We start from the raw sequence: 9,082 nt of genomic DNA, 5'->3' as shown, positions 1-9,082 counted from the left end.
ATAAAGCGGTGCATCCGGACGTTCGATTGATTTGAGCGCCGCACGCGATAATCCCAACCGGCTCGCAAGCTGACACTCGGTTGTGTTCAGTCTCTTGCAGACTTCGGCTAACCGGAAGTGGGCCGGTTTTCCTCTCGATACCATTCTCGTTCCCTCATTAAATGCTCACGTTCAAAAATACGATCTACGCCGTTTTGTAGTTGAACGTTCAATTAGCCTTCGCAGATACATTCCCGCGAAAATCTGGACGAGACCGCCAGTCAATGCGCCGTCAACAAATGGACCGATGACGGCTATTACGTCGATCCCGGCTGACATTTCTGTCTTGCCGAGAATGAAACCTATCAATTGTCCGCCTGCCACCCCGCCCAATGTGCCTATAACGGCATTCCAGAACGCACCCATATCAGCGACATGCACGATTTTCCCGAACACGGAACCGCCGAGAAATCCGCCTAACAATTGAGCAATAAGAGAAACCATTAGCTTCCTAATAGTCGAAATAGGATTGATGCAGGAAGCCACTATTAAATAATGCCTCCATTTTATTAGGATCAGTTTTGGACTTCTAATCTAGATAGACATAAAACAACATCAACATTGTTATATCAAGCCCCATTTTCGCCACATTAGGAACTAGTTAAGAGCAACTACGAGCAGTTGTATTCGTTAGCTTGACTGTGAATAAATGCTCTTCATGTACCAATATGGTACACATCATTCTGATCGCAGATACGTTGCAGACAATCCATCGTACGAGGAATGGGGTTATTCGCCGTGAGCTCGAACAGAATCTTGGTTTTGAAAGACGACGAAACCGACGAAGAAGGCGCAATTGGTTACGATCGTCCAATGAGGTCGTTCTTTTTTCAGGGCTTTGTCAACCAAGACCAGCAAGATGACAGACCGGGAATATGGCTTGGTAACATTCTGGACGAATACCCAACCCTCGAAACCTTGCTCAATGAAGTGAAGCGCAGAGGGTACAAGATCGGTGCGCTTCAAAATAGCGCGATCATCGACATGATGCGCGAGGCAGGAGAAAAGCCAGAGCTAAGTCTTGCAGAACGTCTCTGGCTTTTAATCTAGCGAAATTTAGCGCTCGTGGACAAAGGTTGACTGCGGAATCGGTTTTTAATTCAAGGTTCTCATTTGGAGGCTGCTTTGGGCGAACGGATAGGTTTGACAGACGAGGAATGGTCGACAATCAGTCCGCTTCTACCTGCTGAAAGTGGGCGTGGATGCCGCATGCCACGCGACTTCTCGCATCCCCGCTGGGATGTGAGTAATGCGCACGCGAAAGGCTGGATAACTGGCGGTCACATCAAAGGGAACCGCTTGTGGATGCACTGAACGCTTAGTGGTCGGCAAATCAATCTCATCGAAATGGGATTCTCCGTCCGGCGAGGCGTATATTCGCAGACACCTCATTGAGGCGATCCTTTCGGAAGATATGAGCAGGCTTCAGAACACCAATCGTTCAGTTTATACGGCAACTCGGCTTAGGGTGACATTTCACCCCCAAACCGGAACCGAGCTATATTAGAACGGATAATAACGATTAGCATCTAATCTCACAAAGCTGTTATGTTGAAATACTCTGTGGTAGCGTCTCAGTGTATCACGGTCACTGGACTTTATTAGGGGATGCTCATGAAGAAGAGTACGATCTTTCTTTTTGCACTAGCCAGTATCGCATATTCCACCTCTGTAAGCGCGCAGGACAAAAACGTAAATCAGACGATTGATGAACTTTTAGGGGATCACACCAAATACCAAGCGGTCATCCACGCCTTACAGAAAGCCGTTTCCGCACATGATGCTAACGCCGTGGCCGGGCTTGTGAGTTACCCGATTGGCGTAAAAGTCCATGGTAAGGAACTGCATATTAAGACTGCCAAAGACTTTGCTCAGCACTACGATGGCATTATGACGTCCGCCATTACCAAGGCAATCACTTCGCAAAAGTATGAAGACCTGTTCGTCAATTATAAGGGAATAATGTTCGGAAACGGTCAAATCTGGATAAACGGCATTTGCCACGATAACCAATGCAAGAATTTTGACGCCAAGGTGATTTCTATCCAAGAGCCATCGTGAATAGCGACTTCAAGCTCGTAAAACCGTCAAAAGCATAATTTTTCAGAATATTAGGAAGCCCGCTTTTTAGCGGGCTTGTTCTTTTCCTTTTTCTTTTGCCCCTATAGCCAGTGCAATTTTCCGTCAATGGACAAGCGCAAAGTGTTGCAGCTGGAACAAAAACGGCTTTCAGGCTGCGCCCGAGCCTTCCGTTTTTCTTCAGTCTGCAATCCTTGACAGAAAATCACACTGTATGGTGCGGTCTGCGTCCGCCCCCTCTGCCGGGGGTATGCATATATGTTGGGCATCTATAAATCGACAAAACAGTATGCCGAGCATTCTGCTCACGGTTGCAAGGATTTACGGGCCCACGCGGCTGGTTAAAGTGCCCCTCCATCGGACATATTTCGGCGATCTGAATATTCTGCAATGGCGCGACGACGCGAATATGCTACGAATGCCAAACGCCGCAAATCGCCTTCTTCCAGCGACGTTTAGCATCTCGACGAGGTTGTCGTTCACATTGGGGGAGAAAATGCTGGCTGTGGCGTGCCGTGGATCAGGACGGATATGCCCTGCAAGGCAGCCAAACGATTGCTGGTCCGTTTGCTGAAGAAACAAGGCTTGGCGCCCAAGCGCATCATCACCGACAAGCTGCGATCCTATGGCGCCGCCAGGCGTCAGGTCATGCCCGCCATTGAACATCGCTCTCATAAAGGCCTGAACAACAGGGCCGAAAATTCGCATCTGCTCTTTCGAAAGCGTGAACGAACCCGGCAAGGATTTAGGTCGATCGGATCGCTGCAACAATTTGTCTCGACCTTCTCTCGCATGCCCGAACTGATGGAATCCGTTGTTGTGAGAGCAAAGAAGCCATCCATTCGCTCTGGCGTGCGGAAGGTGGTTCCGCGAAAGCAAAGTTTCCAGGATCAGTTGGTCGCAGAGGCCGATATCCAAGCTGAATTATTATCACTCGAAATCGAGAACGTTGGCCTGAAGTGCGAGTTGATGGCTAAGTTGCGAGCGGAGAACACATTTCTGCTCGCAATAGTTAAACGATTGAGGCAGCGCGAACTGAACGATAACTGATATCACTGCTCGTCTGGCTATTGGCTTCGACAAGCTTTACTATTGAATGACGGCCTATACGGGAGGGAAGGCTCACATGATCCGTTTGGTTTCAGGTGTACTGGCGGTTTCAGTCTTCTGTGCGCCTGCATTGTCAGCAGAAGCAGACGATGTTGTGGTTAAAAACGATCTGTCTGCTTGTGTGACCTTGAACGTCGGCGAAATTCAAACCGACGCGAACATTGTGTCAGTGAGTACCACCATCCGGCTGCGTCAGCCGATCGGAGCATGCGGATGCATGTCAGCTTTGGCCACTTACAGCAGCAGTGTCGCGAATACGGGCGTTAGGGAGGTGCTACAGGAGGCGATTGTCTCACTTCGGCAAGAAAGAATGAAGACTTTTATTCTCGCATCGGACCCGCCACTGATTGCGGGCAAAACGGTTCAAATCCATCTTCGCTGTGCCCGCGCTTTATAACCGATAGCAATTCGCCGTTTGGCAATAGTCTTGTCTACTCCAATGGCCAAACCTCGACGACGCCATGCGCAACCGCACAGGGAACTCCAGAGACCTTTTTGACGGCGTCCTCCAGATCGGTGGCTTCAATTACAGCAAATCCGGCGATTGGCAGCGCGGAGGACATAAATGAACCTTCCTGTGTTTGCACGCCAGTGCCATCGGGATTGCGTACTTGCACAGGTGATCCGGCAATGCCTATCAATGCGCCTTCAGAAAGCAGCTTTGCATCCTGCGCGTGAGCGGCATCGCGGACGGTTTGTGGCGTCTGATCATATCCGGTCCGGTCGCCATAGCCGATAGTGATGAATTTGGGCATTTCACAATCTCCTTTCCAGCTGTTTCGGATTTGCATTATGCCGAATGGATAAGTTAATCCAGCAGAGCCGAGGTCCATAATCTTGAACGCTAGCTCCTATTCGACAAGTGTCGGTATCAAATCTGAAGCGGACATCGACGCTTTCAGCCCGATTGAGGCTCGATACTGGAAGGCACAGTGTTCCATTCTTATATATGGTGAGCAATCCCTCTGAGGATGCGCAGCGTCGCGCAAACTTGGTGCACCTTCCCGCTCGATTTCCTCTTCGGTATAGGGATCAGCGTTCGCGTCGAACCGTTGTCAGCCTTTCTGGACCTAGAGTTTGCGTCGGGCGTTGATATCCACCGGATTGTCACCGGCCAAAATTGCGTCTTCTTCCGATACGCCGCTCTTCGTAAGGGCCCCGATGAGACCACCGGCGACACCCCCGACAACTGCGCCTCTGACTGCACCGCCCCCAGCACCAGAGCGGGCATTCCTCTCGCCGTCCCGTCAGCGAAGTCGCGACATCTGTGCTCAGACCCGTTTCATCAATGAAGACGAGGCGCGCCGGATCGAGATCGAGTTGGCTGGCGAACCAGTCGTGGCGACGCCTCAAAAGGTCGGGGCGCTCCTGCTCCAATGCAGGTGCGGTCTTTTTTGAATGTCCAAGCGCGCCTTCTCAGCCAGACATCGAGCGCGCCGCGGCCAATGGAAACTGCTTTCTCCTCACGCAATCGCAGGACCATCTCGTTGAGGGTAATGTCCTTTGCCTCTTCAATCATACCGACGATGAAGCCCTCGTGGGCATCGAGGCGCGAGCCACCGCGACGACCCTGTTTCGCAGGCGTCAACCGACCAGCCCGAGTACTCGCAATCCAGGCGAGAGCTGTTGAGCCGCCAACCCCAAATCGGGCTGAGGCTGAGCGCTCCGACGTGCCATCCCATGACACAGCCAAAACCCGGCTACGAAGATCGTCGCTGAAAGCTCGGGTCATTTTGCCACCGACTAAATCATCAATGGGGCAATAGAAGCAGAGTTCGGCCAACAAGTGTATCCTTATCGCGATTCCGCGTTCAACGGACGTGCTCCAGAACCCCCAAGTTCAAAGGCCGCAAAGGACAGTCGCCGGGTGCGACTGTCCTAAAGTGAAGGGTTACGAGGCTCCGTTGGTCTTCACAGAAAGCTATCAAGAATCGGCTTCCACTCGCCATTCTGATTGTCGAACTGCGGAATATGCGCGAGGCTATGAAGTAGCTTCTCATCTTCGCCCAGTGTGGCCTGCCAGTCCTTGGCTTCGGTGAGGATGACGCCGATGCCGACGACCTCGCCACCTGCCTTGCGCACCAACTCGACTGATCCCTTGAGACTTGAACCCGATGCCACGACGTCGTCCACCACGACCACGCGTTTTCCCTCGAGAAGCGGGATTGCCTGACGATCGAGAAGCAAACGCTGCTCGCCCTTGGAGGTGATGGAAGAAATCGTCTGCACCAGTGCATTGCCGAGATGGATTTTCGGCGACTTCTGCAACACGACATAATCGTCAAGACCAAGCGCGCGCGACACTTCAATCGCTACCGGAATGCCGAGCGTTGCAGCGCCGACGATCACATCGGGTTTCAGTGGCGCCAGCTTTTCGGCCAGCGCTTTGCCCACATGTTCTCCGAAGCGAACACCGAGATCAATGACCATCATCAGGGAAATGGCGAAGTTCGGATTGATCGGCACAATCGGCAGATCGACCTTGCGGCCTGCCACATCGACGGTCCAGACCTGTCCATTGCCGGAAAGTTTCGTGCTGTCTTCAGTCATCGTTTTATGTCCTTGATATTGAGCCGTGATTCAACCAGCAGGCCGACGTTGCGCCATGTGGTGCGCTTGCGCTTGGTGTCGAAGCCATAAATGGCCAGCGAAAGCGAAATGGCATGCGCCATGCGGATTGCCTGCACCAGAAGCGGAACACCGCGCGCCAGCGCAAAACGCAGGCGCATCGGGAAGGAGACGTCATCGATTTCCATGCCGCGGGCGCGCTGCGCATCCGCGATACGTTCGAAATCCTCGCGCAGCATTGGGATGATGCCAAAGGTCAGCGACAGCACTAGCGTTACCATAGGCGGCAGACGCGCAGCGCTTGCCGCTGCGAGAATGGAACCCGGCGTGCTGGTTTCCATTACAAAGTAGAAGGCAGCCGTGGTCGTCACCAGTCGCGCCGCCATACCGGCGGCAATCGGCAGCGTGTCCACGAAGGCCATACCTTGCAGCACGAGATTGAGAATCCAGCTCGCCATGACGAGCAGCGTCAACAGCATCGCACCCTTGAGATAGCCGCGCAGGCCCGGCACCTTGACCAGCACCAGAAACCCGACCGTCACCAGTGCCAGCGGCACGCCATAATGCCAGCCAGGCACCAGCCAGGCTGCAAGCATGACCAGAAAAGCCGCGACGAGCTTCACGAAGAAGTTCAAATCGTAGAAGATTTTCATGCGGTTTCTCCCGTCTCGACGACACGCGGCTTGGGCCAGGCCAGTGCGCCATAGGCATCGGACGTCCAGGACGTATCCACATCGCCATCGAAAGTGACATGGCCGTTATCGAGGATCATGACACGGGACGACACATCGTCCACCAGTTCCAGATCGTGCGAGATCAGCATTACGGCACGGTTTTCGCTGAGTGCGGTTTCGAGGAACAGTTCCAGCATACGGCGACCGTTGAGATCGCGTGCCAGCAGCGGCTCATCGAGAATGGCAACCGAAGCGCCCGCCGCTTCCGCACAGGCGAGACCAAGCAAGGCCTGCTGCCGCGAGGAAAGCGCGAACGGGTTGGTTTCCTCGTGGCCGCCCAGACCATATTTGTGCAGGCATGCCGTTGCGCGGGCGGTGATGGCATCATCCTTCGGCGCGCGGGTTGCCGCTGTGATGGCGAAGACCACCTCTTCCAGCACCGTCATGTTGAACAGAATCCGGCGCATGTTCTGCGGCAGATAGGCAACCGAACGGGCACGCTTGGCCGCCGTCCACTTGTCGGCATTCTCGCCGCCAAAGGTGATAGAACCGGCCGCAATTTTCTGAAGGCCCAGAATGGACTGGAACAGCGTGGTCTTGCCCGCACCGTTCTTGCCAATTAGACCGACGACCTCGCCCGCCCGTATCTGGAAATTCACGTTTTCAAGAACCGGCTGGCCATCACGGCGCTGAAGCTGCGTCTTGATGCCCGACACGGAAACGAGCACCTGACCATCGGCTTTGCCACCGGCAAGACGCTTGCGCACCGCCACAGGCGGCAGAACACCCGCATCTTCCCAGGCTCCCGCATCATTGATGATGGAAGCAAGCGGCACGACAGGCGCAAGCTTGCCTTCCTTCACCAGGCCGACATCAGTGATGACGGCCTGCAAGGAGGCAGGATCCTGTTCGGCAATCAGCAGGGCCGGAATTTCCGCCCCGAGCTTTTTGAGAACCCGCACGAGGCGCTGACGCGCCGCCGGATCAAGTCCCGTGGTTGGCTCGTCGAGGATCAGGAGCTTCGGCTCGGCAGCCAGTGCGGCGGCCATGGCCACCATCCGCCGCTCGCCGCCCGAAAGGGTGAGCACGCGACGGCCACGCAAGGCGTTCAGTTCAAGCTCGTTGAGAAGATCGTCAATCCGCATGCGGACGGCGTCTTTGGCAAGGCCGCGATTTTCCAGCGGAAAGGCAATCAGGTCTTCGACGCTGAGATCCCAGAGCTGGTCTTCCACATTCTGCGAAACCACACCGACCGTGCTGAACAGCTCATCCTTCGACATGGAAGAGATGGGCCTGCCGTTCAGCGTCACATCGCCGCCGAAAACCTGCGGCGTGATCAGACGCGGCACGATGCCGGATGCGGCGTTGAGCAGCGTGGTCTTGCCACTGCCGCCCGCACCGCAGACCAGAAGGCGTTCGCCGTCACGGATATCGAGACTGGCCTCGGCGATTGCCAACACGGAATCGCCAAAGCCGACTTTAACATTCTGCAGTTGGAGCACTTTTCCGGGCCCGTTCTCAGAAACGCGTGAAACCGGACGGATGCGCGCCCTTGAGAATCTTCAGAGCCGGAACGACCAGCAGCGGGGTGCCTATCAGCATCGGAACGATATCGGAAAGACCGAGATACATGACGGCCCACCAGAACGGGAAAATGCCAAGATAGGCAAGGCTTGCCGAAACGGCGGCAACCATCAAGAGGCCAACAATAAGGCAGGTCGCTGCAATTTTAATCAGCGTTGCGCGATTGAAAGTCGTGGTCTTCGGATCGAACAGTATGCCGGGGATCAGGCCGGTTAGGCCAACCATGATGCCGTCGATGAGTAGCGAATGCGCAGGAATAAAGGTGCCAGCGAGTAGCGACCAAATGATTGTACCGAGATAACCGCAGATGAAGCCGCTCTTGCGGCCCAGCAGAATACCGACTAGCGGCGGCAGGAAAGCAAAAATGCGCCACTGGATCACACCCGGAACCAGCTGGATCGGATTCGCATAAGCCCAGAGAACGCCCGTTGCCGCAGCGGCAACGATCGAAAGAACGATCGGAAACAGTGTATTTCCGTCGTTGTGGATGGTGGTTGAGTTGGACATTGTCTTATTCCCGTAAAGTGTCTCCCGCCTGCATGAAGCAAAAGCCATGCCGCTTGGCTGTCGCAGCGGGCGAAATAGACTTTATTGTAATGGCGTGAGGCTATCCTGTCGGCATTTCTGTAGCGATTAAGCACTTCCGTGCAAAAACACCCGGCCTTTTGAAGAGTCAAGCGGAGTCACGCCTGCAAAGCAAAGAGTCACATCATACTGGACGTTGCGAGAAGAAAACCACTATTGCGACGTTCTCAATGGTAGTCTCACCATCAGGAAAAGGGTCGTTGGCGTCATCCTGGCGATCTCTGCCGTGTTGTTGTTATACGATCTAAGCTGCACAGTTGTTATGTCCGCCACTCCTCAACCGAGGCGTTTGCAATGGCTGGAAGGGGCTTCTTGACAGCATGTTTGTCCATTCGCGCGCGTATGGAACGCGGAACATCACTTCCACATGCTTCGCATCCGTGCGCCGACATCAATGCGGACATTGCGCGCGCTGGCTTCGCTGGCGGTTGCTGCTACTTTTG

At 54.3% G+C, this 9,082-nt stretch carries 9 protein-coding genes and 2 pseudogenes; 4 read left to right on the top strand and 7 right to left on the bottom strand.

Annotated features, from left to right (window positions below; all coding sequences use genetic code 11):
* Positions 1-171: 171 nt before the first annotated feature.
* Positions 172-483, bottom strand: a complete 312-nt coding sequence (locus D8666_RS23715) for a hypothetical protein (RefSeq protein ID WP_121539664.1) — start codon at positions 481-483, stop codon at positions 172-174.
* A 318-nt stretch (positions 484-801) separates the two neighbouring features.
* Here D8666_RS23715 and D8666_RS23710 point away from each other — a divergent pair, with 318 nt between their 5' ends.
* The 4 genes and pseudogenes from D8666_RS23710 (at position 802) to D8666_RS23690 (ending at position 3,625) form a co-directional block, all read left to right on the top strand.
* Entirely contained in the window at positions 802-1,089 is a 288-nt protein-coding gene (locus D8666_RS23710; RefSeq protein WP_147438032.1) for a hypothetical protein, read from the top strand.
* 564 nt (positions 1,090-1,653) lie between these two features.
* Positions 1,654-2,100 (top strand): hypothetical protein, encoded by a 447-nt coding sequence (locus tag D8666_RS23700; RefSeq protein WP_121539662.1) that lies wholly within the window; start codon positions 1,654-1,656, stop codon positions 2,098-2,100.
* A gap of 447 nt (positions 2,101-2,547) precedes the next feature.
* A pseudogene (locus D8666_RS23695) lies at positions 2,548-2,922 on the top strand (IS6 family transposase); the annotation flags it as partial.
* A gap of 322 nt (positions 2,923-3,244) precedes the next feature.
* Positions 3,245-3,625: a DUF2195 family protein gene (locus D8666_RS23690; RefSeq protein WP_167836183.1), complete on the top strand. Its 381-nt coding sequence runs from the start codon at positions 3,245-3,247 to the stop codon at positions 3,623-3,625.
* Between the two features lie 34 nt (positions 3,626-3,659).
* Here D8666_RS23690 and D8666_RS23685 read toward each other — a convergent pair whose 3' ends face one another.
* The 6 genes and pseudogenes from D8666_RS23685 to D8666_RS23660 all read right to left on the bottom strand — a co-directional run bounded on the left by D8666_RS23685 (position 3,660) and on the right by D8666_RS23660 (position 8,561).
* Positions 3,660-3,983 carry a YciI family protein gene (locus D8666_RS23685; RefSeq protein WP_121539660.1) on the bottom strand — a complete coding sequence of 108 codons (324 nt, stop codon included), beginning with the start codon at positions 3,981-3,983 and terminating at the stop codon, positions 3,660-3,662.
* 484 nt (positions 3,984-4,467) lie between these two features.
* Positions 4,468-4,960, bottom strand: a pseudogene (locus tag D8666_RS24400) (transposase); the annotation flags it as partial.
* Positions 4,961-5,139: 179 nt separating this feature from the next.
* Positions 5,140-5,778 carry a phosphoribosyltransferase family protein gene (locus D8666_RS23675; protein ID WP_121539659.1) on the bottom strand — a complete coding sequence of 213 codons (639 nt, stop codon included), beginning with the start codon at positions 5,776-5,778 and terminating at the stop codon, positions 5,140-5,142.
* Positions 5,775-6,449, bottom strand: coding sequence for an energy-coupling factor transporter transmembrane component T family protein (locus tag D8666_RS23670; protein WP_121539658.1), 675 nt, complete (start codon positions 6,447-6,449; stop codon positions 5,775-5,777). The genes D8666_RS23675 and D8666_RS23670 overlap by 4 nt, the downstream gene beginning before the upstream one ends.
* Positions 6,446-7,930 (bottom strand): ABC transporter ATP-binding protein, encoded by a 1,485-nt coding sequence (locus D8666_RS23665; protein ID WP_235859077.1) that lies wholly within the window; start codon positions 7,928-7,930, stop codon positions 6,446-6,448. The genes D8666_RS23670 and D8666_RS23665 overlap by 4 nt, the downstream gene beginning before the upstream one ends.
* A 58-nt stretch (positions 7,931-7,988) precedes the next feature.
* A complete protein-coding gene (locus D8666_RS23660; RefSeq protein WP_021586547.1) occupies positions 7,989-8,561 on the bottom strand; it encodes an aminotriazole resistance protein in 573 nt (190 codons plus the stop codon).
* Positions 8,562-9,082: the final 521 nt, after the last annotated feature.

It is taken from the genome of Ochrobactrum soli, from assembly GCF_003664555.1.
GTDB lineage: Bacteria > Pseudomonadota > Alphaproteobacteria > Rhizobiales > Rhizobiaceae > Brucella > Brucella teleogrylli.
This window is presented reverse-complemented; position numbering and strand designations above follow the sequence as displayed.

What these genes read in the sequence shown, in the direction of transcription:
- D8666_RS23700 (WP_121539662.1), top strand. Translation starts at nt 1,654, where the DNA reads ATGAAGAAGAGTACGATCTTTCTTTTTGCACTAGCCAGTATCGCATAT.
- D8666_RS23690 (WP_167836183.1), top strand. Translation starts at nt 3,245, where the DNA reads ATGATCCGTTTGGTTTCAGGTGTACTGGCGGTTTCAGTCTTCTGTGCG.
- D8666_RS23660 (WP_021586547.1), bottom strand. Translation starts at nt 8,561, where the DNA reads ATGTCCAACTCAACCACCATCCACAACGACGGAAATACACTGTTTCCG.
- D8666_RS23715 (WP_121539664.1), bottom strand. Translation starts at nt 483, where the DNA reads ATGGTTTCTCTTATTGCTCAATTGTTAGGCGGATTTCTCGGCGGTTCC.
- D8666_RS23685 (WP_121539660.1), bottom strand. Translation starts at nt 3,983, where the DNA reads ATGCCCAAATTCATCACTATCGGCTATGGCGACCGGACCGGATATGAT.
- D8666_RS23675 (WP_121539659.1), bottom strand. Translation starts at nt 5,778, where the DNA reads ATGACTGAAGACAGCACGAAACTTTCCGGCAATGGACAGGTCTGGACC.
- D8666_RS23670 (WP_121539658.1), bottom strand. Translation starts at nt 6,449, where the DNA reads ATGAAAATCTTCTACGATTTGAACTTCTTCGTGAAGCTCGTCGCGGCT.